Here is a 23766-nt window from a genome sequence, read left to right as displayed (position 1 = left end):
CCATGTCTACGCTTTGTTACCCCTTCGCCAGTTGCGCAGCCAGGGCCAGCGCCTGCGCCAGGAACGGCGAAGCGTCGTCCTTGCGATAGCTGGCGATCACCGGCGACACGAAGGCCTCGGCGTCGATGCGCACGTGGGCCACGTCGCGCCGCTGCAGGCGCTGCACCGACGCCGGCACCACCGTCACCCCCAGGCCGGCCGCCACCAGGCCGATCGCGGTCTGCAGTTCGTTGGCTTCCTGCGCCACCTGCGGCGCATGGCCGGCGGCGCGGAACAGGTCCAGCACGTGGTCGGCGAAGTTGGGCCGCGGCCGGGCCGGATACAGCAGGAACGGCTCCTGCGCCAGCCGGTCGACCGAGACGCTGGCGCAGGCGGCCAGCGGATGATGCAACGGCACCGCCGCCATCAGCGGCTCGGTCATGAGCACGCGGCGCTCGATCGCCGGATCATCCAGCAGGATGCGGCCGATGCCCAGGTCGATGCGGCCGGCCTTGAGCGCCTCCAGCTGCGGCAGCGTGGTCATCTCCATCAAGCCGACCTCGACCTGCGCGTCGGCCCCGCGCAGTTGCCGGATCAGTTCGGGCACGAAGCCGTACAACGTCGACGGTACGAAGCCGATGCCGAACCAGCGGCGCCGCGCCTGGCCCAGCCGGCGCGTGCCTTCCAGCACCTCGTCCAGCCGCGCGGTCAGCAGGCGCGACTGTTCCAGCAGGAAGCGCCCGGCCTCGGTCAACCGCAGCGCTCGGGTGGTGCGCTCGAACAGCGCCACGCCCAGTTCCTCTTCCAACTGGCGGATCTGGCGGCTGAGCGGCGGCTGCGCCATGTGCAGCGCTTCGGCGGCGCGGGTGAAGCTGCCCTCGCGCGCCACCGCCTGGAAGTACCGCAGGTGCCTGAGTTCCATGGCTGATTCAAACCTTAAAGGTATCAATGGAGACCCATATAGTCTTGGACTTGGCGGCGTAACGCAAGCGATACTGCGCTTCACCTGAAGAACCTGCTTTGGAAAGTATGAATCCGGTAACGATAAACTCGGTCGAGGCGATCCTGGTGGACCTGCCGACCATCCGCGCCCACCAGCTCGCCATGGCCGTGATGCAGCGCCAGACGCTGGTGATCGTGCGCCTGCGCTGCAGCGACGGCATCGAGGGCATCGGCGAGGCCACCACCATCGGCGGCCTGTCTTACGGCGAGGAAAGCCCGGAAGGCATCAAGCTGGCCATCGACACCTACCTGGCGCCGGCGCTGGCCGGCCTGGACGCCGCCAACATCCACGCCGCCATGCGGCGCCTGGAAAGCGTGGCGCGCGGCAACCGTTTCGCCAAGTCGGCGCTGGAAAGCGCGCTGCTCGATGCCCAGGGCAAGCGCCTGGGCGTGTCGGTCTCGACCCTGCTGGGCGGCGCCGTGCGCGCCAGCCTGCCGGTGCTGTGGACCCTGGCCAGCGGCGACACCGCGCGCGACATCGAGGAAGCCGAGTCGCTGCTCGCCAGCCGCCGCCACAACACCTTCAAGCTCAAGGTCGGCCGCCGCGCGGTGGCCGACGACGTGGCCCACGTGTCGCGCATCAAGCAGGCGCTGGGCGACCGCGCCCGCGTCACGGTGGACGTGAACCAGGCCTGGAACGAGGCCGACGCGGCCGGCGCCATCGCGCGCCTGGAAGCGGCCGGCGTCGACCTGATCGAACAACCGATCCCGCGCGCCAACCTCGCCGGCATGGCGCGGCTGGCGGCGCGCTTCGTGGTGCCCATCATGGCCGACGAAGCCGTCAACGGCCCCGAGGACGCGCTGGCCATCGCGCGCCTGGGCGCGGCCGACGTGCTGGCGCTGAAGATCGCCAAGTCGGGCGGCATTCACGAAATGCTGCGCACCGCCGCGGTCGGCGACGCCGCCGGCATGTCGCTGTACGGCGGCACCATGCTGGAAGGCTCGGTCGGCTCGATCGCCTCGGCCCACGGCTTCGCCTGCCTGCCGCGGCTGTCGTGGGGCACCGAGCTGTTCGGCCCGCTGCTGCTCAAGGACGACATCGTCGCCAACCCGCCCAGCTACCGCGATTTCGAGATGCAGATTCCCACCGGTCCGGGCCTGGGCCTGGAACTGGACGAAGACAAACTGGCTTTCTACCGCAGGGACCGCTGACGCGCCCTGCCCCACGGTTGTTCCCGCGCGCCGGCCACGCATCGGCGCGCGGAAAAATAATTCAAGCACACGGAGACACACCATGCCTTTGCGCCACGCTTTCAAACACCTCGCCCGGGCCTGCATGGGCCTGGCCCTGCTCGGCGCCGCCGGCGCCGCCCTGGCCGACGGCTACCCCGACCGGCCCGTCAAGTGGATCGTGCCGTTCCCGCCGGGCGGCGCCATGGACAGCATCGCCCGCACGCTGGGCGAGTCGATGGGCAAGCAACTGAACACCTCGTTCATCGTCGAGAACCGCGCCGGCGCCGGCGGCAACATCGGCGCGGCCAGCGTGGCGCGCTCCAAGCCGGACGGCTACACCATCCTGATCGTGGCCAACGGCATGGCGGTCAACCCCGCGCTGTACGCCGACCTGAACTACGACCCGATCAAGGACTTCGCGCCGATCTCGCTGCTGGCGGTGGTGCCGAACGTGCTGGTCACCAACCCCGCGCGCAATGACGTCAAGAGCGTGGACGAAGTCATCGCCAAGGCCAAGGCGCAGCCCAACCACTACACCTACGCCTCGGCCGGCGTCGGCACCTCGATCCACCTGGCGGGCGAGCTGTTCGTGTCGATGGCCAAGATCGACATGCTGCACGTGCCGTACAAGGGCAGCGGCCCGGCCATCGCCGACCTGCTGGGCGGCCAGGTGGACTACATGTTCGACAGCGTCACCTCGGCCAAGCCGCACATCGAGGCCGGCAAGCTGCGCGCACTGGCCGTGACCACCGCCAAGCGCTCGGCCGCGCTGCCCAACGTGCCCACCGTGGCCGAAAGCGGCCTGCCCGGCTACGAGCTGATGCCCTGGTTCGCCGCCTTCGCGCCGGCCGGCACGCCGCCCGAGGTCGTGGCCAAGCTCAACGCCGCCATGCGCCAGGCCCTGAACGAGCCCAAGGTCAAGGCGACGCTGGACTCGATCGGCGCCGAATCCATCGGCGGCACGCCCGACGAACTGCGCGACTACCTGGCCAAGGAAACCGCGCAGTGGAAGGTGCTGGTCAAGGAACGCAACATCAAGATCAACTGAGTTACGCCGGCGCAGCGGTCGTATCCAGCAGGTGATCGACGATGCCCAGGATCTGTTCGGCGGCCTCGGCGATATGGCATTCCAGCGCCGCCTCGGCCTCGCCGGCGCGGCCCTGTCGACAGAACGCGATCAGCGCGCTGTGCTCGTCGTGGGCCTGCTGGCGGATCGGCGCGTTGACGATCTGGAAGCGGAAGTAGCGCTCGGATTTTTCATGCAGCGCCCGCACCATGGCCAGCGCCGCCGGCCGCTGCGCGGCGCGGTACAGCAGTTCATGCAACTGCCAGTTGAGCCGGCCCCACTGCTGTGGTTCGGCGCTGTCCATCTGCGCCACGATGCGCGCGGCCTCGTCCAGGTCCTCGGGCGCATGCTGCGAGACCGCCAGGCGCAGCAGCCAGGGTTCGAGCCGCAGGCGGATATCGAAGAACTCCTGCACTTCGGCGCGCGACAGCATCGAGACGTATGCGCCGCGGTGCGCGATCATGTCGACCAGGCCTTCGGCGCTGAGCTGGCGGATGGCCTCGCGCACCGGCAGCCGGCTCACGCCCAGTTCCTCGGCCAGCAGTTCCTGGCGCAAGGCGGAGCCCGGCGGAATCGCGCCGGACAGGATGCGGTCGCGCAAGGCGTCGACCACCAGGTCGACGGCGGTCTTGCGCACCAGGCGGCCGGTGGCGCCGGCGGCGGGACGGGGTTGGGCGGCGCTGGCGGGAGAGGAATTCTGGGACACGTCACATCCGGTGGGAAATCCCGCCCGGCGGACGCCGGACGGCGGCGGGTCCGCGACCACCGCGCTGCACGCCCAGGAAAACCCCGAGAGACAGCCGGCATCCACAGCCCGTTTAATGTGAGTATATTGGATCCATGATCCAGCAGATATCGCCGCCGTTACACGGGCGGCGGGCCGAGGCCTCGCGCCTCGTTTTTCTGGTGTTTTTATTTTGGATCCAATATCCAATCAATACTCCGACGGTACGGACCGGACGGATCACGCAACAGGAGCGGCAGCATGAGCATTCAATGGCAAGGCGTATTTCCCGCGGTCACCACCAAACTGAAGCCCGATTTCTCCCTCGACCTGGACGCCATCCGCCAGGGCCTGGAGCGCCTGATCGCCAACGGCGTGGGCGGCGTGGTGATGATGGGCATGGTGGGCGAGAACGCCCAACTCGCCCCGGAAGAAAAACTGGAGGTGCTGCGCACCGCGGTCCAGACCGTGCGCGGCCGCGTGCCGGTGGTGTCGGGCGTGGCCGAGACCGGCACCGCGCGCGCCGCGGCCTTCGCGCGGCAGGCCGCGCAGATCGGCGTCGATGGCCTGATGGTGTTCCCCGGCCTGACGTACAAGTCGGACGAGCGCGAGACGGTGGCGTTCTACCGCAGCGTGGCGCAGGCCAGCCCCCTGCCGATCCTGCTGTACAACAACCCGCGCGGCTACGGCGTCGACCTGACGCCTGACCTGGTGGCGCAGTTGCTGGAGGAGCCGACCATCGTCGCCATCAAGGAGGAGTCCTACGACACCACCCGCGTCACCGACCTGATCACGCGCTTCGGCGACCGCCTGGCGGTGGTCTGCGGCGTCGACGACCTGGTGCTGGAAAGCGCCGCGCTGGGCGTGACCGCCTGGGTCTCGGGCATGGCCAACGCCGTGCCCAAGGCCTCGGTCGACCTGCTGCGGCTGGCGGCCGAGGGCGATTTCGCGCGAGCCCGCAAGCTGTATGCGGCGCTGACGCCGCTGTTCCACCTGGACACCGTGGTCAAGCTGGTGCAGCACATCAAGCTGGCCGAGCACCTGATCACCGGCAGCGCCGAAACCGTCAAGCCGCCGCGCCTGGACCTGGCCGGCGCCGAACGCGAACGCACCCTTGCCATCACCCGCCAGACATTGGCGGACCTCTCAGCCCTGGGCTACTGATACCGGAGCCACCATGACCCGCACCCGCCTGCCCGCGCTGGCCTTCAGCGCCCTCTCCTTCCTGGCCTGCGTCGCGGCCGCCCCCGCCGCGATGGCGGCCGACTACCCCAGCCGCTCGATGGAGCTGGTGGTCGCCTACCAGCCCGGCGGCGGCAGCGACAACACCGCCCGCGCCATCGCCGAGGCGGTGCGTCCGCCGCTGCTGGCGCAACCGACCGTGGTCATCAACAAGCCCGGCGCCAGCGGCTCGATCGGCTGGTCGTATGTGGCCAACGCCCAGCCCGACGGCTACAAGCTGGTGCTGATGACGCCGGAAATGCTGGTGGTGCCGCTGATGGGCATCGGCAAGACCACCGTCAAGGACTTCCAGCCCATCGCCCGCTTCACCGACGATCCCTCGTCGGTCACGGTGCGCGCCGACGCGCCGTGGAAGACGGTGGAGGAATTCCTCGACTACGCCCGGAAGAATCCGGAACGGGTGGCGGTGTCCAACGCCGGCATCGGCACCGTGCCGCACATGGCGGCCGCGGCGCTGGGCGAGCAGACCGGCGTGAAGTTCGTGCACGTGCCCTACCAGGGATCGGCCCCGGCCATCATGGGCCTGTTGTCCGGCGACGTGCAGGCCACCACGGTGGCCTATGCCGAGTTGCAGCAGCACGTGGACACCGGCAAGCTGCGCACCCTGGCCGTGATGGCGCCAAAGCGGCTCGACACCCTGCCGGACGTGCCGACCATGAAGGAACGCGGCGCCGACCTGCAGTTCAGCGTCTGGCGCGGCATCGGCCTGCCGAAGTCGGCGCCGGCCGACGCCATCGAGAAATGGCGCGCCGCCGCGCGCCAGGTGGCGCAGTCGCAGGACTTCCAGGCGCTGATGCGCAAGCAGAACCTGACGCCGTCATACGCCGACCAGCCGCAATTCGCGGCCGACGTGGCGCGGCAGGAACAGGCCTTCAATGCGCTGGTGCCGAAGCTGAACCTGAAACCCTGACGCGGCGAATCCGGGCGCGGAAAACAAAAGCCCCGGCTCCAGGCCGGGGTGGGAATCAGGTCTTACATGATGGGGCGTAGGCTTGCGCCCATTGGCAGCCATCACCAACCTAGTCGCTATTCTAGACGCTTGGAACCAGCGCGGTCAAAGGACGATCAGTCTGTCATTTACGCGCTTCTGCGACATGCCCCACACGCTGCCGTACCGGCCCATCCTGATTGATACGCTCATCAGCAACGAACGCATTCAGTGCCGCCGAGGTCACACTACGCAACGCAATCGACCATGCGTTCGTGGCCAGCCTGGGACGCTTCTGGTGGACAAGCAACAAACTGCACTACCGCTCATTCGTCACCCAGGCGCAAGCGCCCCATGCCGTCAAGGCACTGCGAGAGAACTTCGCCTTGGCTACCCGGGCCCACCTCGCGGAACAACGCCGGCGTCCCGAGACGCAGCGCGCGCAGGCCATCCCGCACAGCGGCGTCATTGCCAAGACGGCATTCTCGACATGGGAGTTCATCCTGGACCGCGAATTCCGGGGACGAGGCCTGGTGTGGCCCAAGCACATGCCCCAGGTCTTCCGCGGACAGTGGCCAGCCCCTCGGGCGGGCGTTGTGCTGGATCATGCCCGTCGTCTCGTCTCGACCTTGCGGGACTTCCGCAATCGCCTGTCCCACCACGAACCAATCTGGAAGCGTTATGGCGTTTCGACTGAAACCGACGCGCTGCGGGTATTGCAAGCCAATGGATTGCCGCAAGCCGCGCGGCGGGCATGCGTTCGGGTCGGCGGCGACGGCGATTCCTGATCCTGCCCCACTGAAGCTAGCCCCGGGGATCGCATCCAACGTTCCCCGGAAGGGCTATTCACCATTGCGACGACGCGCTACTCCACCGTCGCCCCCGATTTCTTCACCACCTCCGCCCAGCGCGGAATCTCCGTGGCCATCAGGGCGCGCAGTTCGTCGGGGGTGCTGCCGACCAGTTCCATGCCCATGGTCTTGCCGAGCTTTTCCTGCACGTCGGGTTCCTTCACGATCACGGCGATCTCGGCGGCGAGCTTGTCGAGGATGAGCTTGGGCGTGCCCTTGGGCGCGTACACCGCCTGCCACGACGCCATCTGGAAGCCGGGCACGCCGGCCTCCTGCATGGTGGGCACGTCGGGGGCCAGCGAGATGCGGTCCTTGGTGGTGACGGCCAGCAGCTTGAGCTTGCCGGTCTGCAGCAGCGGCAAGGCGGCGGTCATCTGGTCGAACATGAAGGTCACCGCGCCCGAGGACACGTCGACCATCGCGGGCGGCGTGCCCTTGTACGGCACGTGCGTCAGCGGCACGCCGATCATGCTGGAGAACAGTTCGCCGGCCAGGTGGGTGGAGGTGCCGGCGCCGGACGACGCGAAGGTGCGCTTGGACGGATCCTTCTTGAGCAGCGCGATCAGGTCGGCCACCGAGTTCACGCCCAGGTTCGGATCGACCAGCAGCACGTTGGGCAGGTAGGCGATCAGCGAGACCGGCTCGAAGTCCTTGACCGGGTCGTACTTCAGGTTCTTGTAGAGGCTGGCGTTGATGGCGTGGGTGCTGATGGTGCCGCCGAACAGCGTGTAGCCGTCGGGCGCGGCCTTGGCCACGTAGGTGGCGCCGATGCCGCCGGCGGCGCCGGGCTTGTTCTCGACGATGACGTTCTGGTGCAGCCGGTCGCCCAGCTTCTGCGCCAGCACGCGGCCGACCACGTCGGTGGAGCCGCCCACGGTGAACGGCACCACGTAGGAAATCGGCTTCTGCGCCGGCCACTCGGCGGCCGCGGCCGGCAGCGCCCACGCGCCCAGCAGCGGTCCTGCCAGCAGCGCGGCCAGCGCGCTGCGACGTTGCTTGTTCATGCTTGTCTCCTGCCCTCTGTGTTTTATAGGCATGGGTCGCCGGCCGGACGGCCGGCGCCAAGGCTCAACGGCCCTGTTCTTTGCGCCAGGCGGCGAATTTGTCCTTGGTGCCGGGGTCGGTGGGCGGATACAGGCCCAGGATCGACGCGCCGGCCTGCACCTGGCTGGTGACGAAGTCCTCGAACGCGGTCATCTCCACCGCTTCGGCCGCGATCTCGTCGGCCAGGTGCGCGGGGATCACCACCACGCCCTCGCGGTCGCCCACCACGATGTCGCCCGGGAACACGGCCACGTCGCCGCAGCCGATGGGCGCGTTGATGTCCAGCGCCTGGTGCAGCGTCAGGTTGGTCGGCGCGGACGGACGGTTGTGGTACGCGGGATAGCCGAGCTCGGCGATCTCGGGCGAGTCGCGGAAACCGCCGTCGGTGACCACGCCGGCCACGCCGCGCTTCATCAGACGGGTCACCAGGATCGAACCGGCCGAGGCGGCGCGCGGGTCCTTGCGGCTGTCCATCACCAGCACCGCGCCCGGCGGGCAGGTCTCGACCGCGGCGCGCTGCGGGTGGGCGCGGTCCTCGAACACCTTGATGGTGTTCAGGTCCTCGCGCGCCGGGATGTAGCGCAGCGTGAAGGCCGGGCCGACCATGTTGGGCAGCGTCGCGTTCAGCGGCCGCACGTCCTGGATGAACTGATTGCGCAGGCCGCGCTTGAACAAGGCGGTGCACAGCGTGGCGGTGCTGATGCCGCCCAGCTTGGCGCGGGTGGCGGGATTCATGTCTGACACGGAAAACTCCAGGGAAAGCGATTCAGGGGATGGCGGGTTCAGAAGATTTCCGGTTCCGGCACGGGCGCGCCGAAGCTGGTCTCGAGGAAGTCGAAGTCGCAGCCCTCGTCGGCCTGCAGGATGTGTTGCGAGTACATCCAGCCGTAGCCGCGCTCGTAGCGCTTGGGCGGCGGCGTCCAGGCGGCGCGGCGCGCGGCCAGTTCCTCGTCGCTGACGTTCAGGTGGATGCTGCGGGCCGGCACGTCGACGGTGATCAGGTCGCCGGTCTTGACCAGCGCCAGCGGGCCGCCGATGTAGGCCTCGGGCGCGGCGTGCAGGATGCAGGCGCCGTAGCTGGTGCCGCTCATGCGGGCGTCGGACAGGCGCAGCATGTCGCGCACGCCCTGCTTGACCAGCTTGGTGGGGATCGGCAGCATGCCCCATTCCGGCATGCCGGGGCCGCCCTGCGGGCCGGCGTTGCGCAGGATCATGATGTGGTCGGCGGTGACGTCCAGGTTCTCGTCGTCGACCGCGGCCTTCATGCTGGGATAGTCATCGAACACCAGCGCCGGGCCGGTGTGTTGCAGGTATTGCGGCGCGCAGGCGCTGGGCTTGATGACGCAGCCGCCCGGCGCGATATTGCCGCGCAGCACCGCCAGCGCGCCCTCGTCGTAGATGGCGGTGTCGAGCTTGCGGATGACGTCGTCGTTGTAGACCTCGGCGCCGGCGATGTTCTCGCCCAGCGTCTTGCCGGTGACGGTCATGGCCGACAGGTCCAGGTGCCCTTCCAGGCGCGACATCAGCGCCGGCAGGCCGCCGGCGTAGAAGAAGTCTTCCATCAGGTACTTGTCGCCGCTGGGCCGGATGTTGGCGATGACCGGCACCTTGCGGCTGGCGGCGTCGAAGTCGTCCAGGCCCACCGGGTGGCCCGCGCGGCGCGACATGGCCACCAGGTGGATGATGGCGTTGGTGGAGCAGCCCATGGCCATGGCCACGTTGATGGCGTTGTGGAACGAGGCCGGGCTCAGGATGCGCTGCGGCGTCAGGTCGTCCCACACCATCTCGACCACGCGGCGGCCGCACTCGGCCGACATGCGCATGTGGTTGACGTCGGCCGCCGGGATCGACGAGGCGCCCGGCAGCGTCATGCCGATGGCCTCGGCGATGGCGGTCATGGTGCTGGCCGTGCCCATGGTCATGCAGGTGCCGTAGCTGCGGGCGATGCCGCCTTCGACTTCGGTCCATTGTTCCTGCGTGATCTTGCCGGCGCGGCGCTCGTCCCACAGCTTCCAGGCATCCGAGCCGGAGCCCAGGATCTTGCCCTTCCAGTTGCCGCGCAGCATCGGGCCGGCGGGCACGTAGACACAGGGCAACCCGGCGCTGATGGCGCCCATCAGCAGGCCCGGCGTGGTCTTGTCGCAGCCGCCCAGCAGCACCGCGCCATCCACCGGGTGGCTGCGCAGCAGTTCCTCGGCTTCCATCGCCAGCATGTTCCGGTACAGCATGGTGGTGGGCTTGACGAAGGATTCGGACACCGAGATCGCCGGCAGTTCCACCGGAAAGCCGCCGGCCTGGAACACGCCGCGCTTGACGTCCTCGACGCGCTGCTTGAAGTGGCTGTGACAGGGGTTCAGGTCGGACCAGGTGTTGATGATGGCGATGATCGGGCGGCCGACCCAGTCGTCCGGGCCGTAGCCCATCTGCATCATGCGGGAACGATGGCCGAACGAACGCAGGTCGTCCTTGGCCATCCAGGCGGCGCTGCGCAGGCTTTCGTAGGTGCGTTTCATGGGGGAAGCGGATCCTGGGATGCGGTGAAATGAAAGAGACGAAATCATTGACCGGACCATTTAAACACTAATACATTAGTGCGTCAGCTAGGTGAAAACCCGCTACACTCCGCTTCCACCCCCGACCGTTCCGACCCTTTACCGAACTTCGCTCCGATGCCCAGCCACAAGCTCCGACTGGACCGCTCGCGGCACGCCGCGCCGCAGGTCTTCGAACATCTGCGCGAACAGATCATGTCCCTCGAACTGGCGCCCGGGGCGCCGCTGTCGCGCGTGACGCTGGCCGAAGCCTACGGCCTGAGCCAGACGCCGATCCGCGACGCGCTCATGAAGCTGGCCGAGGAAGCGCTGGTCGAGATCTACCCGCAGCACACCACCGTGGTCAGCCGCATCGACATCGCCGCGGCGCGCCAGGCGCACTTCCTGCGGCGCTCGATCGAGCTGGAAATCGTGCACCTGTTGGCGCAGGCGCCCGATCCGCTGCTGGTCCAGCGGCTGCAGGCCAGCATCGACCGCCAGCGCGTCTGCCACGCCGCCGGCCAATACCAGCAGTTCATGGAGGCCGACCAGGCCTTCCACCGCGACATGCACGGGGCCGCCGGCGTCACCGCGCTGTGGGACATGGAGCAGCGCTATAGCGGCCACGTCGACCGCCTGCGCCGCCTGCATCTGCCCGAAGCCGGCAAGGCCGAGCGCATCATGGACGACCACCAGCGGGTGCTGGACGCCATCGCCGCGGGCGATGCGCCGCGTGCGCAACAGGCGCTGCGCGAACACCTGTCGGGCACGCTCAGCCAGGTGGCAGAGATCTGCAAGCGCTATCCGGACTACGTGCAGGCCGATTGAGGCCGGCGGCGTCCGCCGCGCGTATCGTCAGCGCCACGCCTCACTCCAGCGCATAGCGCACGATGATGGTCTTGCCGCCCCGGTCGACGTGCACCAGCAGGCCCCCGCCCGCCGCGTCCAGCCCGAGCAGGCCGCGCTCCTGGTCGGGCGACAGCTGGAACGGCCGCCAGGTGCGGCCCTGGTCGCGCGTGTGGAAATAGGTGCGGGTGTAGTCGTTGAACGAGAACAGGTGGTCGGCATAGGTCTGCACCACCCAGCCGTTGCGGCCGAACCAGGCCTGGCCGATCCAGGTGCGCTGGCCGCGCACCGCGGGCAGGGTCGCCAGCTCGTGCCAGTTGCTGTCGGCCGGATCGAGCCGGTAGATGCGGTTGTCGGCCGTGGCGTACTCGGGCTGCCCCACCCGCGGCTGCGAGCGAGGGTCCTGCGGCGGCACGGCCGCCACGTCATGCGTGATGCGGAATGCGGGCGAAGCGCCGTCCTGGAACCGCACCTCGAAGCGCCGGGTCTCGATGCGGCGCACCGTGCCGGCCGTGACCCGGTCGCGCCAGCTCCAGCCCACCGCGCGGTCGGCGGCCAGCGGGTAAAGCGACCAGCCGTACACCAGCTGGTCCGCCGTGGCGCGGACCTGGCCCAGATGCTCCTGGAACGCCTTGCCGTAGCTATCGGCGTCGGGCCAGACCTGCTCGCGCAAGGACAGCGCCGACCAGTGGCGCGCGCCGTCCTCGCTGACCAGCAGACGTTCATCCCCGGCGCCATTGCTGCCGTCGGTCAGCGCCATGGCCCGCTCATCGGTCAGGAACACGGTGAACCGGCGTGGCGCGCCCAGCTGCAAATCAGGCGCGTAGTGCCAATTGGCGCCCTGGTCGTCGGAACGCCAGACGTCCCATCCGGTGGACGCGTCGCCGTCACGGCCGCGGCGCTGGCTGCCGCCCACCAGGTAGATGGCCTGCCCCTGCGGCCCGCCGAGGAGCGTGACGCCGGTATCGCCGCCGATCGAGCCGAGCAGCGCGTAGCGGCCATTGTCGCGGCCGCCATAGACCAGGTTGCGCACGTCGCGAGCCGTCGCGGCGGCCTGCAGCATGCCCTGCGCCGGATCGGCCGAGGCGGCCTCCGCGCGTGCGGCGCCGTCCGGCTGGCAGCAGTCCGAGGCGATGGGCCGCAATGCGTCCAGCACCGGCGCCTTGATCAGGCCGGCGATATCCTTGTCGCCGGCGATCAGTTGCCCGACCAGGAACTGATGCTCGCCGTAGCGGTACAGCCGCGTGCGCGAATAGCCGGCCAGCGGCGGGCCGTCGAGCTCGCCGATGACTTCGCTGCGGGCCAGCGGCTCGCCTTCCGGCACGAGCTGGTAGAACCCGTAAGCCAGCACCCCGGTCACGGCGATGGCCGCCGCACCGGCGAGCACCCTGATATTCATCGTCGTCGCCTCTCCTCCGACCCCGGCCGGCGCCCCGTGGCGCGGCGTCGGCATCGCTTGTCGAACGGACGAGACTATACCCCCGCGCCGCGCTCGCCGCCGGGTTCCGGCCGTCACGAAATCTTTCTCTATACTGGGGTGACTCCATACCGATGTCCCACAGGGAAGGCCCCATGACAGCAAGGCAAGCGCAACTCACCCTCGTCCTGGCTGTACTGGCGGGACCTGCCTGGGCGCAGGCGGGCAGCGCGGCGCCGGCCACCCCGGCCGATACCTGCGCGGTGGTGACCGTGCGCGAGGGCGATCCGGTGCCGCTCGACGCCTGCGCCGTCAGCATCGTGCCGGCCACGCCGGATACCCGCGGCATCGTCTTCGGCGGCCCCGCCTGGCAGCCGCTGGCGCCGCAGACCATGCCGGGGGTGTTCTACGACCGCGACTCGATCGTGCAACTGACCGAACGGCCGCTGGTGATGCTGGCAACGGTCGCCTGGTTCTATGCGCAGCCGCGGGTCTCCGAGGCCAACGGCCAGCCCTATGGCTCGGTGACCCAGCCCGTGACCATCAACTGCAGCAACAACACCTACACGATTACCGAAACCCAGCACTATGCCGGCCCGGACGCCACCGGCGAGCTGGTGGAATCGCTGCCGGTGGCCGGGATTTCCAACGCGCCGGTGGCGCGCGACCCGGTGCAACGGCAACTGCGCAGCGTGATCTGCCCGGCCGGCAAGTCCTCGCGCAAATAGCGGCGGCGCGGCGCCGGCCTACCCGCGCCAGCAGCGGTACAGCCCACGCGCCGCGGCGTCCAGCAGGAAGCCCAGCGCGCCGATCAACAGCACCATGGCCATCAGTTCCGAATAGGCCAGGCGGTCGCGGGTGTCGAGGATGAAGTAGCCCATGCCGGCCGACACGCCCAGCATTTCGCACGGCACCAGCACGATCCAGAGGATGCCGATGGCCAACCGCACGCCCGTCAGGATATGGCCGAGCACGCCCGGCAGGATCACGTGGCGCAGGGTCTCCCAGCGGGTCGCGGCCACGCTTTGCGCCAACAGCAGCCAGCGCGCGTCCAGCTGCTGCACGCCGGCGGCGGTGTTCAGCACGATCGGCCAGACCGCGGCGAAGGCCAGCAGGAAATACACCGGGTCGTCACCGACGCCGAACACCATCACCGCGATCGGCATCCACGACAACGGCGAGATCATGCGCAGGAACTGCATGGCGGGCGACAGCGCCGCCTCCAGCCGCCGGTAGCTGCCGATGGCCAGGCCCAGCGGCACGCCGATCGCCAGCGCCAGCCCCAGGCCCACCGCCACCCGGCGCAGGCTCACCAGCACGTGCAGCGGCAGATCGGAGTCCGTCAGCAGTTGCCACAGGCTGACAAAGGTGGCCCCCGGCGCGAAGCGCCTTGCCATGCCGCCGGCGGGCGCCAGCACATCGGTGCCGAGCCACCACAGCGCCAGCAACGCCGCCAGGCCGGCCAGGCCCAGCGCGCACCGCGCCGCCAGCCCGTGGCGCGGCGGCCGCGCGCGGGCCGGACCGACGGCGGGCGCCACGGCGCGCGCGCCCGCCGCGGCGACAGACTCGCGCGCCGTCACGCCTGCACCGTCTCGGTCCGGGTGTAGGCGTCGGAAAAACCGAAGCGCTGCAGGCCGCCCGCGGCTTCGATGGCGCGCTTGACGTAGCGGTCATCGACCAGTTCGGCCGCGGCGCGGGCGGGATCCAGCCCGGCCAGGAAGCCGCGATCGGCCTCGATCAGCGTGTCGCGCAGGCGCCGCACCAGTTCCTCGGTGTAGCTGGGGAACGGATACGGCTGGAAGTCGATGCGGCGTTCGTCCCAGTCGGCGTGGCGGATCGCGCCGCTGGCCAGGTACTGCTCGCGGTCCGACGCCGGCGGCGCCAGCACCTTGCTCAAGGCCGGCAGGCCATGCGGGGTGTAGCGGTTGATGCCTTCCTTGGACAGCAGTTTGGCGGTCTCTTCGCGGTTGTCGCGGATCCACAGCTGCGCCTGGACGATGGCGTCGACCACCTTCTGCGACCACTCGGGCCGCTGCTGCAGGTCGCGCTCGTGCATGAACACCACGCAGCAGGCGTGGTTGCGCCAGATGTCGCCGGTAAAGCGCAGCACCTTGCCCACGCCCAGCGTCTCGGCCACGGCGTTGAAGGGCTCGGCCACGATGTAGCCGGCGATGCGGTTCTGCGCCAGCGCCGGCGGCATGTCGGCCGGCGCCATCACCACCAGATTGACCTCGTTGGCGGCCGGCGCGCCGTCCTTGCGCGACACCGGCGTCAGGCCGTTCTCGCGCAGCAGGTACTGCAGCATCACGTTGTGGATCGAATACCAGAACGGGATCGCCACGGTCTTGCCGCCCAGTTCCTTGACGCTATTGACGGCCGGCGCCACCGTCAGGCCGGAGCCGCCGACGTGGTTCCAGGCCACCACCTTGGCCGGCACCTGGCTGCCGAAGCGCGCCCACACCGTCATCGGCGACAGCAGGTGCACCACGTTGACCTGGCCGGAAATGAAGGCTTCGATCACCTGGGCCCAGCTGCGCAACAGCGTCGGCTTTTCGGCCTTGACGCCGGCCTTGTCGAACAGGCCGTTGTTGTGCGCCACCAGCAGCGGCGCCGCGTCGGTGATCGGCAGGTAGCCGATGCGCACCGGCGCGTCGGGCTCGCTCTGCGCCCGCGCATTGAAGGCCGCCAGCAGCGGCGCGGCGCCGCCCGCCGTCAGCAGGGCCGAGAGTTTCAACCAGTCGCGACGCGACATGTGTTCAAGGCACATCGATAGACTCCTTGGCGGCTTCGCCGCGTGCGACCCGCAGCGCGGCGCGCAGGCGGGTCAGGATTTCCAGGCGCAACGCGCCCATTTCCGGCAACAGGTCGGCGCGCGGCTGCGGCAGGTCCACCGGCCACACGCCCAGGATGCGTCCCGGCGCGCCGCCCAGCAGCACGATGCGGTCCGCCAGCAGCAGCGCTTCGTCGATATCGTGGGTGATGAGGACGGCGGCGGTATGGAAGTCGGCCACCACCTTGCGCAGCAGCGCCTGCATTTCGCCGCGCGTGACTTCGTCGAGCGCGCCGAACGGCTCGTCCAGCAGCAGCACCGCCGGCTGGCGCGCCAGGCAACGCGCCAATGCGGTGCGCTGCGCCATGCCGCCGGACAGCTGCGCCGGCCGCAGGTGCCGCGCGTGCGACAGGCCGACCTCGTCGATGGCCTGGTCGATCCGCAACCGGCGTTCGGCGGCGGTCAGCCTGGGCTGGTGGGTGAAATCCAGGCCGAAGGCCACATTGCGCTCCAGCGACAGCCACGGCAGCAGGCCGGGATCCTGGAACGCCACCGCCACGCGCGGATGCACGCCGGTCAGCGGCGCGCCTTCCATCAGCAGCGTGCCGGCGCTGGCCGGCTGCAGCCCGGCCAGCACCCGCAGCAGGCTCGACTTGCCGGCGCCGCTGGCGCCCAGCACCGCCACCACCTCGCCACGGTCCAGCACCAGGTCCACGTCCTGGAACACATCGGCCGGCGCCTGCGCGTAGCGCAGCGCCAGGCCATGCGCCTGCAACACTGGACGCGGCGGCGCGCTCATGCGGCGGCCTCGGCCGCCAGCCGCGCCTGGCGCTTGGCCAGCTCGGTCTTGAGCTGCACCAGGCTGGGCGTGACGATCGGCAGGAAGGCCGCCTCGCGCCAGCGCCGCGCGAAACCGTCGCCGGCGGGTCGCAAGTAGGCCGCGCCGCCGCTGGCCTGCAATTCCAGTTGCACCGCCTGGCTGGCGATCTCGGCCAGCGCGATGCGGTGCTCGAACAGCAGCCAGGGTTCGGCGACGAAACGCGCGCTGCGCACGCCGCCGACCAGGCCGGCGGTGGCATCGTCGAGTTGCCGCGCCAGCGCCTGCAAGGGTTCGGCCAGGATGCCGCGCGAGGCCTGGCCCTGCCCGGCTTCGCCCGCGGCGCGCAGCGCCCGTCGCGCCAGGCCGATGGACAGGCCGCATTGCAGCCCGGCGAAGGCCGGCCGCGCCTGCGGCAGGTACTGGCGCGCATCCGGGTGGATCAGCCATTGCGGATCGATACGCACGCCGCGCACGTCCAGCGCCGCGGTGTTGCTGGACTGCAGCGCCAGCAGGTCCAGGTCGGCGCTGCGCGTCAGGCCGTCGATATCATGCGGCAGGGCCACCACGGCCGGCGTGCCATCGGGGGCCGAGACGGCCGCGGCCACCAGGAAGCCCTGCTTGCGCAGGTTCGTCACCCACGGCATGCGGCCGTCCAGCAGCCAATCGGCGCCGTCCTGGCGCGCGCCGATCTGCAGCGACTCGATGCCGCTGAGGAATTTCATGGCGTTCGACAGCGCGGTGGCGCCGGCCACCTCGCCCGCCAGCAAGGGCGCCAGCCAGGCCTGCGACAAGGCCGTGTTGGGGCTGCGCAGCAGGTATTCGATGAAGACGCGCTGGCCCCAGGCCACGAAGGCCGCGGCCACGGAATGCTCGGCCACCTGCGACACGGCCTCGATGGCATCGCCGATGTCGGAGCCCGGCGTACCGCCCTGCGCGGCCGGCACGCCCAGGCGGAAGACGCCCGCCGCGGCCAATTGCGGCAGGACCTCGGCGGCGTCATGGCTGCCATCGTCCAGCGCGCCGGCGTGGGCGTCGAGCCAGGCGGTCAATCCGGGCGTCAGGCGCGGGTCCGGTTGTCCCGCCGTCATTGCGCGCCGCTCCAGGCGTAGGCGCCCAGTTGCTCGTTCAGCGGCGTCTGCGCCAGGTTGTTGCCGAAATTGCAGATGGTCGCCAGGCCCACGCCGACGATCACTTCCAACGCGTTGCCGTCGCTGTAGCCGGCCTCGCGCAGCGCCTGCAATTCGGCGTCGCTGACGCGGCCACGGCTGCGGATCACGGCTTCGGTGAAGGCGGCCAGCGCCTGCAGGCGCGCGTCGGGCAGCGTGCCCTGGGCCCGCAGCGCGTCCACCACTTCGGGCGACAGCCTGGCCTTGTTGCGCGCCAGCGCGGTATGGCCGGCCACGCAGAAGGTGCAGCCGTGGCGGGTGCCGGCCACCAGTTGCACCACCTCGCGCTCCTGCAGCGTCAGCCCGGCGCGGGCGTTGATCTGCGACAGCGTCTGGTAGGCCTCGAGCGCGACCGGCGCATTGGCCAGCACGCCCAGCAGGTTGGACAGGTAGCCCGCGCCTTGTTCGGCGGCCGACAGGGCGGCGCGGGTGGGTTCGGGAGCGCTCTGCGCGGTATGGACGGGCAAACGGGCCATGAAGGTCTCCAGAAGACGATCAACGAAAACTCGATTGTGCGGGCGCCCGGCCCCGCGCGACAATGCACGGGGATCGCAAGCTGATGCTCGATCTTATCGACTTTCAGCTATGCGCTTATAACCAGGACGCCCCGCGTATCATCGCGCCAAACTGATCCGGTCGTGCCGCCATACCAGCGCGGCCCGGCCCCTGCCGAACCGCCTTTGCCATGCCGCCCTCGCCCGCCCCGAACGCCGATCAAGCCGCCGTCGACGCCCTGCTGCTGTCGAGCCTGGAGGTGCAATCCAGCTTGTATCACCTGGGACAGTATTGCGGCAATTGGTCGGCCAGCACCAGCGGCCGCGCCCGCGCCAGCTTCCACCTGATCCTGCATGGCCGCTGCCGCGTCGACCTGGGGCCGGGCCAGGCGCCGCTGACCCTGGCGGCCGGCGACGGCGTGTTCTTCCTGCGCGACCTGCCGCACACGCTGACGCCGCTGGACGCGCCTGCGCCGGCCGCGCCGGAGTGTCGGGACATGCGCCCGCTGCTGCCGCGCCAGGCCGACGGCACCGGACTGGCCTGCGGCTTCTTCCAGTTCCGCCCGGGCCTGGCCGACCTGGTGGCCGAGACCCTGCCCGACGTGCTGGTGCTGCGCGCCGACGATGCCCGCTACGCCAGCGCGCGCGGCGTGTTCGACCTGATCCTGGGCGAGACCGCGCGCGACGGCGGCGCCTCCGAGGTGGTGCTGGAACGGCTCACCGACATGCTGATCTTCTTCATGCTGCGCCACCTGGCGATCCACGACCGCCAGGCCCATGGCCTGTTCGTGCTGGCGCGCGATCCGGCCATGGCGGGATTGCTGCAGGCGATCCTGGCGCGGCCGGCGGATCCCTGGAGCATGGACGACATGGCGCGCCACGTGCACATGTCCAAGGCCACCTTCCACCGCCGCTTCACGCTGCAAAGCGGCACCACGCCGGCGCAATTGCTGCAGCTGCTGCGCATGCGCGTGGCGCGGCGCCTGCTGGCGCAGGGCGCCGCCATCGCGGATGCCGCCGAACGGGTCGGCTATCGCTCGCAGGCGGCCTTCAGCCGGGTGTTCCAGCGCACCGAGGGCGTGGCGCCCTCGGCCTGGCGCCGCGGCGGCGCCTGAGCGGAGCGCGCCCAGGCAGGCCGCGCCTCAGGACAGGCCCAGCAACAACTCCGCCAGCAACTGCGGATGGGTGATGTGGGCTTCGTGCGGGGCGGCGATGTCGACCCAGTTCCAGCCCGGCTGCGACTTCACCAGCTGGCGCGACTGCTCCAGCACCGGCAGCTCGGGCTGGGTGCAATGGATGTAGGTGCGCGGCCGGCCGTTGCCGATGGGATGCTTGAGCGTCAGCGGCGTGGTGTAGCTGGCCAGCGGGTGCGGCGTCAGGCGGCGCTTGACCCAGGCCTCGTCGGCGCTGCCGGGCTTGAAACCCCAGGCCGCGGGCAGCGGGTCCGGGATCGGCACGGCCAGGCCATTGGTGGCCTTGGACGCGGCCGCGATGCGCGCCTCGGCGTCGGCCTTGGGGTACACCGAGAACGCATCCTGGCCGTTCTGCAGCACGATCGAATCGAAGTACACCAGGTGCGCCAGCCGCTCCGGAATGCGGTCGGCCACGCCCGAGATCGGAATGCCGCCGAAGCTGTGGCCCACCAGGATCACGTCGTTCAGCTCTTCGCTCTGGATGACCTGGACCAGGTCCTCGACGAAGGTGTCGATGGTGATGCCCTTGTGCAGCAGGTGGGCGCGGTCGCCCATGCCGGTGAAGCTGGGCGCGTAGACGCGATGGCCGGCGGCCTGCAGCTGGTCGGCCACCGGCCGCCAGCACCAGCCGCCGTGCCACGAGCCGTGCGCCAGCACGTAGGTCTTGGCGCGGCCTGCGGCCGGCCTGGCCGCGATGGCGGGCGCCGCCGCCAGGGCGGGCAACCCGGCGGCCAGTTGCAGCAAGGTCCTGCGGGAAAGCATGCTCATGCCGCTCACACCTGCGCCAGGGCCTGGTCCAGATCGGCCAGCAGATCGTCGATGTGCTCGATGCCGATCGACAGGCGCACGGTTTCCTCGCGCACGCCGGCCTTCTGCAGCTCTTCGGGATTGAGCTGGCGGTGGGTGGTGGACGCCGGGTGCGTGGCCAGCGACTTGGCGTCGCCGATGTTGACCAGGCGCGTGAACAGCTGCAGCGCGTCCTGGAAGCGCGCGCCGGCTTCACGGCCGCCCTTCACGCCGAACGTGAACAGGCCCGGCGCCTTGCCGCCCAGGTACTTGCGCACCAGCGCGTGGTCCGGGTGATCCGGCAGGCCGGCGTAGTTGACCCACTCGACCTTGGGATGCTCGCGCAGGTAGCTGGCCACCTTGACCGCGTTCTCGACGATGCGGTCCACGCGCAGCGCCAGCGTCTCGATGCCCTGCAGGATCTGGAACGAATTGAACGGCGAGATCGCCGCGCCGGTATTGCGCAGCGGCACCACGCGGGCGCGGCCGATGTAGGCGGCCGGGCCGAAGGCTTCGGTGTAGACCACGCCGTGGTAGCTGACGTCGGGCTCGTTCAGGCGCTTGAAGCGGGCCTTGTGCTCGGCCCACGGGAACTTGCCCGAGTCGATGATGGCGCCGCCCAGGCTGGTGCCGTGGCCGCCCAGGTACTTGGTCAGCGACTGCACCACGATGTCGGCGCCGTGCTCGATCGGACGCAGCAGGTACGGCGACGGCACGGTGTTGTCGACGATCAGCGGCAGGCCGTGGCGGTGGGCCAGCTCGGCCAGCGCGGCGATGTCGGTGATGTTGCCCAGCGGGTTGCCGACCGATTCGGCGAAGATGGCCTTGGTGCGCTCGTCGATCTGCGCCTCGAAGGCGGCCAGGTCGCTGGGGTTGGCGAAGCGCGTGGTGATGCCGTACTGCGGCAGCGTGTGGGCGAACAGGTTGTAGGTGCCGCCGTACAGCGTACTGGACGAGACGATGTTGTCGCCCGCCTCGGCGATGGTCAGGATGGCGTAGGTGACGGCGGCCTGGCCCGAGGCCAGCGCCAGCGCGGCGATGCCGCCTTCCAGCGCCGCCACGCGCTGTTCCAGCACGTCGGTGGTCGGGTTCATGATGCGGGTGTAGATGTTGCCCGCCACCTTCAGGTCGAACAGGTCGGCGCCGTGCTGGGTGTCGTCAAAGGCGTAGGCCACGGTCTGGTAGATCGGCACGGCCACCGCGCGCGTGGTCGGGTCCGGCTTGTAGCCGCCGTGCACGGCGATGGTTTCCAGCCGCCACTCGGGCTTCTTCGCTTCGGTCATGATGTAGTGCTCCTCGAAATGCGTTATCGATGATGGAGTCAGGCGGCCAGCCCGCGCGTGGCGCGCAGGATGCGGTCGATGTCCCCGTGATTGTTATAGGCGCCGACGGACAGGCGCAGGTAACCATACTCCACGATGCTGGCCACCACCCCCTCGCGGGTCAGGTGCGCCAGCGCCGCGGCCGGATCCGGCACGCGCAATGCGGTGGTGGTGCTGCGCAACGCCTCGTCGACCGGCGATACTACCTGCAGGCCCTGGGCGCGTAAACCGTCGCTCAGCGCCGTGGAGAGTTCCAGCACCCACGGTTCGATGCGGTCCGGCTGCGCCCATTCGATCAGGTCCAGCGCGCCGGCCCAGCCGGCGATGCCGGGATAGTTCAGGTTGCCCGTTTCCAGGCGCCGGGCATCGCCGGCATCGGCCACGCCCAGCTGCCATTGCAGGCCGGACTTGTCCAGCGTGGTCACTTCCGACGGGCCGATGTGCGGCGGCTCCAGCGCCTGCAGCAGGCGCGGCGACACGTGCAGCAGGCCCACCCCTAGCGGCCCCAGGAAGCCTTTGTGCGCGCCGCTGGCGAAGGCGTCCACGCCCCACGCGTCCACTTGCGCGCGCAACAGCCCCGCGCCCTGGATGCCGTCGACCACGAGCCAGATGCCGCGCTCGGCGCAGCGTCGGCCCAGTTCCGCGATATCGGTGCGCAGGCCGGTGCCGTACTGCACCCACGACACCGCCACCAGCCGCGTGCGCGCATCGACGTGCTGCCACAGGTCGTCGACCGTGTAGCGGTGCGCGCGCGCCGGCGCCACCCGCACCTGCACGCCACGGCGGCGCAGGTTGAGCCAGGGCAAGGCGTTGGTGGGATGTTCCTGGTCGTCAACCACGAGGTTGTCGCCGTCCTGCCAGGCCAGGCCTTGCGCCACGGTGTTCAGGCCTTCGGTGGTGTTCTTGGTGAAGGCCAGCCGGCGCGCGTCGCCGCCGATCAGCCGGGCCAGCCGGGTGCGCAAGGCGCCCGCGTCGCGCAGCCATTGCGGCTTGTCGCTGCGGGCATGCGTGATTCCATCGAAGAAGGCGGCCACGGCGTCGGCCACCTTGGGCGACAGCGGGCTGGTGTAGGCGATATTGGCGTAGGCCTTGTCGCGGGTGATGGGAAACCACTGCCTGAATTCGTCCTGCCAGCTCATGCGCAAACCTTCTCGATGGTGCAACTTGGTATGGACGGATTCTAGGTATATGACGCGAATTTGGATAAGGCTAAGTTCTCATAACCATATGACGATACAGTCGCTCACGATGGCGATGCGCAGCCATAGAATTCATGCCTTTCTTGCATACATCGAATACGGGAACGGCATGCGGTTGATCTCTCTACTCAAGGCCGCCGGCGTGGCGGCGGCGCTCGCTTACGCTGGCGCATCCTCGGCGGGCGTCACGGTCGACGCCATCAAGAAGCGCGGCGAACTGGTGTGCGGCGTGAGCCAGGGCTCGGCCGGCCTGTCGATCGCCGACAAGCAGGGCCGCTGGACCGGACTGGACGCCGACCTGTGCCGCGCGCTGGCGGCGGCGGTGCTGGGCGATCCGGAAAAGACGCGCTTCGTGCCGCTCAGTTCGCAGCAGCGCTTCCCCGCCCTGCAAGGCGGCGAGATCGACGTGCTCAACCGCAACACCACCATCACCTCCAGCCGCGACGCGGGCCTGGGCATCGTGTCGGCCGGCATCGTGTTCTACGACGGCCAGGGTTTTCTGGTGCCGAAGAAGCTGGGCGTGAAAAGCGCCACCGAACTGGACGGCGCGCAGGTCTGCGTGCAGCCGGGCACCGTCAACGAACAGAACCTGGTCGACTACTTCAAGAAGCACAAGCTCAGCTACCGCCCGGTGGTGATCGAGAACCTGGTCGAACTGGAACAGGCGTTCTACGCCGGCCGTTGCGACGTCTATCTGTCGGATGCCTCGACGCTGGCCGCCAGCCGCGCCGCGCGCGCCGCCAATCCGGACGACTTCGTCATCCTGCCCGAACGCATCAACAAGTCGCCGCTCGGCCCCTTCGTGCGCCAGGACGATCCGAACTGGGCCGCGATCGTGCGCTGGACCGTGAATGCGCTGGTCGCCGCCGAGGAACTGGGCATCACCTCGAAGAACGTCGACAGCCAGGCGCAGAGCACCGATGCGCAGGTGCGCCGCCTGCTGGGCCTGGACCCCGGCATCGGCAAGGGTTTCGGCCTGGATGAAGGCTGGGCCCGCAACGTGATCAAGGCCGTCGGCAACTACGGCGAGGTCTGGGATCGCAACCTGGGCGCGGCCACGCCGCTCAAGCTCGAGCGCGGCCTGAGCCGGCAATGGAACCAGGGTGGCCTGCTGTACGCGCCGCCGTTCCAGTAAACCGGCACGCGCGTGACACACCGCCAGGCGGGCCGAGGGCCCGCCTGCGCCTTTTTCGGAAGCCGCCGGCGCGCCCGG

At 69.6% G+C, this 23766-nt stretch carries 23 protein-coding genes; 9 read left to right on the top strand and 14 right to left on the bottom strand.

What is annotated here, in order from left to right:
* Positions 1–16: 16 nt before the first annotated feature.
* The gene (locus I6I07_RS22850) at positions 17–901 is read right to left on the bottom strand and encodes a LysR family transcriptional regulator (RefSeq protein WP_198483834.1); all 885 of its coding nucleotides are present in this window, start codon (positions 899–901) and stop codon (positions 17–19) included.
* Between the two features lie 107 nt (positions 902–1008).
* Between I6I07_RS22850 and I6I07_RS22845 the strand changes: the two genes are divergently transcribed.
* Positions 1009–2133, top strand: a complete 1125-nt coding sequence (locus I6I07_RS22845; protein WP_198483833.1) for a muconate/chloromuconate family cycloisomerase — start codon at positions 1009–1011, stop codon at positions 2131–2133.
* Between the two features lie 82 nt (positions 2134–2215).
* Positions 2216–3202, top strand: a complete 987-nt coding sequence (locus tag I6I07_RS22840; protein WP_198483832.1) for a tripartite tricarboxylate transporter substrate binding protein — start codon at positions 2216–2218, stop codon at positions 3200–3202.
* Position 3203: 1 nt separating this feature from the next.
* Here I6I07_RS22840 and I6I07_RS22835 read toward each other — a convergent pair whose 3' ends face one another.
* Complete coding sequence (locus I6I07_RS22835; protein WP_232625691.1) at positions 3204–3926, bottom strand: GntR family transcriptional regulator; 723 nt, start codon at positions 3924–3926, stop codon at positions 3204–3206.
* A gap of 279 nt (positions 3927–4205) precedes the next feature.
* Between I6I07_RS22835 and I6I07_RS22830 the strand changes: the two genes are divergently transcribed.
* The 3 genes from I6I07_RS22830 to I6I07_RS22820 all read left to right on the top strand — a co-directional run bounded on the left by I6I07_RS22830 (position 4206) and on the right by I6I07_RS22820 (position 6902).
* Positions 4206–5108, top strand: a complete 903-nt coding sequence (locus tag I6I07_RS22830) for a dihydrodipicolinate synthase family protein (protein WP_198483831.1) — start codon at positions 4206–4208, stop codon at positions 5106–5108.
* 13 nt (positions 5109–5121) lie between these two features.
* A complete protein-coding gene (locus I6I07_RS22825) occupies positions 5122–6096 on the top strand; it encodes a tripartite tricarboxylate transporter substrate binding protein (protein WP_054416944.1) in 975 nt (324 codons plus the stop codon).
* 218 nt (positions 6097–6314) lie between these two features.
* Positions 6315–6902 carry a hypothetical protein gene (locus I6I07_RS22820; protein WP_232625690.1) on the top strand — a complete coding sequence of 196 codons (588 nt, stop codon included), beginning with the start codon at positions 6315–6317 and terminating at the stop codon, positions 6900–6902.
* A gap of 77 nt (positions 6903–6979) precedes the next feature.
* Here the strand turns inward: I6I07_RS22820 and I6I07_RS22815 are convergent, their stop codons facing one another.
* The 3 genes from I6I07_RS22815 to araD form a co-directional block, all read right to left on the bottom strand.
* Positions 6980–7969, bottom strand: coding sequence for a Bug family tripartite tricarboxylate transporter substrate binding protein (locus tag I6I07_RS22815; RefSeq protein ID WP_198483830.1), 990 nt, complete (start codon positions 7967–7969; stop codon positions 6980–6982).
* Between the two features lie 64 nt (positions 7970–8033).
* Positions 8034–8744 (bottom strand): ribonuclease activity regulator RraA, encoded by a 711-nt coding sequence (locus I6I07_RS22810; protein ID WP_198487631.1) that lies wholly within the window; start codon positions 8742–8744, stop codon positions 8034–8036.
* Between the two features lie 47 nt (positions 8745–8791).
* Entirely contained in the window at positions 8792–10522 is a 1731-nt protein-coding gene (gene araD, locus I6I07_RS22805; RefSeq protein WP_198483829.1) for an L-arabinonate dehydratase, read from the bottom strand.
* A gap of 156 nt (positions 10523–10678) precedes the next feature.
* On the opposite strand from araD, the gene I6I07_RS22800 reads away from it, so the two are divergent.
* Positions 10679–11368: a GntR family transcriptional regulator gene (locus I6I07_RS22800; RefSeq protein ID WP_198483828.1), complete on the top strand. Its 690-nt coding sequence runs from the start codon at positions 10679–10681 to the stop codon at positions 11366–11368.
* Between the two features lie 40 nt (positions 11369–11408).
* On the opposite strand, the gene I6I07_RS22795 is transcribed toward I6I07_RS22800, so the two are convergent.
* On the bottom strand, positions 11409–12785 hold the full coding sequence (locus tag I6I07_RS22795) for a hypothetical protein (protein WP_198483827.1): 1377 nt from the start codon (positions 12783–12785) through the stop codon (positions 11409–11411).
* A 173-nt stretch (positions 12786–12958) separates the two neighbouring features.
* Between I6I07_RS22795 and I6I07_RS22790 the strand changes: the two genes are divergently transcribed.
* On the top strand, positions 12959–13531 hold the full coding sequence (locus I6I07_RS22790; protein WP_198483826.1) for a surface-adhesin E family protein: 573 nt from the start codon (positions 12959–12961) through the stop codon (positions 13529–13531).
* An 18-nt stretch (positions 13532–13549) separates the two neighbouring features.
* Here the strand turns inward: I6I07_RS22790 and I6I07_RS22785 are convergent, their stop codons facing one another.
* From I6I07_RS22785 to I6I07_RS22765, 5 genes are read right to left on the bottom strand one after another with little or no spacing between them, the layout of a single operon-like run.
* Positions 13550–14383 carry an ABC transporter permease gene (locus I6I07_RS22785; RefSeq protein ID WP_198483825.1) on the bottom strand — a complete coding sequence of 278 codons (834 nt, stop codon included), beginning with the start codon at positions 14381–14383 and terminating at the stop codon, positions 13550–13552.
* Entirely contained in the window at positions 14380–15570 is a 1191-nt protein-coding gene (locus I6I07_RS22780; RefSeq protein ID WP_198483824.1) for an ABC transporter substrate-binding protein, read from the bottom strand. Before I6I07_RS22780 ends, I6I07_RS22785 begins: the two co-directional genes overlap by 4 nt.
* Positions 15560–16372: an ABC transporter ATP-binding protein gene (locus I6I07_RS22775; RefSeq protein ID WP_198483823.1), complete on the bottom strand. Its 813-nt coding sequence runs from the start codon at positions 16370–16372 to the stop codon at positions 15560–15562. Before I6I07_RS22775 ends, I6I07_RS22780 begins: the two co-directional genes overlap by 11 nt.
* Complete coding sequence (locus I6I07_RS22770; protein ID WP_198483822.1) at positions 16369–17481, bottom strand: acyl-CoA dehydrogenase family protein; 1113 nt, start codon at positions 17479–17481, stop codon at positions 16369–16371. Before I6I07_RS22770 ends, I6I07_RS22775 begins: the two co-directional genes overlap by 4 nt.
* Positions 17478–18035 carry a carboxymuconolactone decarboxylase family protein gene (locus I6I07_RS22765; RefSeq protein ID WP_198483821.1) on the bottom strand — a complete coding sequence of 186 codons (558 nt, stop codon included), beginning with the start codon at positions 18033–18035 and terminating at the stop codon, positions 17478–17480. Before I6I07_RS22765 ends, I6I07_RS22770 begins: the two co-directional genes overlap by 4 nt.
* Positions 18036–18244: 209 nt before the next feature.
* Between I6I07_RS22765 and I6I07_RS22760 the strand changes: the two genes are divergently transcribed.
* Entirely contained in the window at positions 18245–19168 is a 924-nt protein-coding gene (locus I6I07_RS22760; RefSeq protein ID WP_198483820.1) for an AraC family transcriptional regulator, read from the top strand.
* Positions 19169–19195: 27 nt separating this feature from the next.
* On the opposite strand, the gene I6I07_RS22755 is transcribed toward I6I07_RS22760, so the two are convergent.
* Genes I6I07_RS22755 through I6I07_RS22745 form a run of 3 tightly spaced genes read right to left on the bottom strand, consistent with a single transcriptional unit; the run spans position 19196 to position 22493 of the window.
* Positions 19196–20014, bottom strand: coding sequence for an alpha/beta fold hydrolase (locus tag I6I07_RS22755; RefSeq protein WP_232625689.1), 819 nt, complete (start codon positions 20012–20014; stop codon positions 19196–19198).
* 5 nt (positions 20015–20019) lie between these two features.
* A complete protein-coding gene (locus I6I07_RS22750; RefSeq protein ID WP_006395225.1) occupies positions 20020–21315 on the bottom strand; it encodes an O-acetylhomoserine aminocarboxypropyltransferase/cysteine synthase family protein in 1296 nt (431 codons plus the stop codon).
* A gap of 38 nt (positions 21316–21353) precedes the next feature.
* The gene (locus I6I07_RS22745) at positions 21354–22493 is read right to left on the bottom strand and encodes an aminotransferase class V-fold PLP-dependent enzyme (RefSeq protein ID WP_198483819.1); all 1140 of its coding nucleotides are present in this window, start codon (positions 22491–22493) and stop codon (positions 21354–21356) included.
* Positions 22494–22662: 169 nt separating this feature from the next.
* Here I6I07_RS22745 and I6I07_RS22740 point away from each other — a divergent pair, with 169 nt between their 5' ends.
* Positions 22663–23688: an amino acid ABC transporter substrate-binding protein gene (locus I6I07_RS22740; RefSeq protein ID WP_198483818.1), complete on the top strand. Its 1026-nt coding sequence runs from the start codon at positions 22663–22665 to the stop codon at positions 23686–23688.
* Positions 23689–23766 lie beyond the last annotated feature (78 nt).

The organism is Achromobacter deleyi, assembly GCF_016127315.1.
GTDB classification, from domain to species: Bacteria; Pseudomonadota; Gammaproteobacteria; order Burkholderiales; family Burkholderiaceae_B; genus Achromobacter; species Achromobacter insuavis_A.
This window is presented reverse-complemented; position numbering and strand designations above follow the sequence as displayed.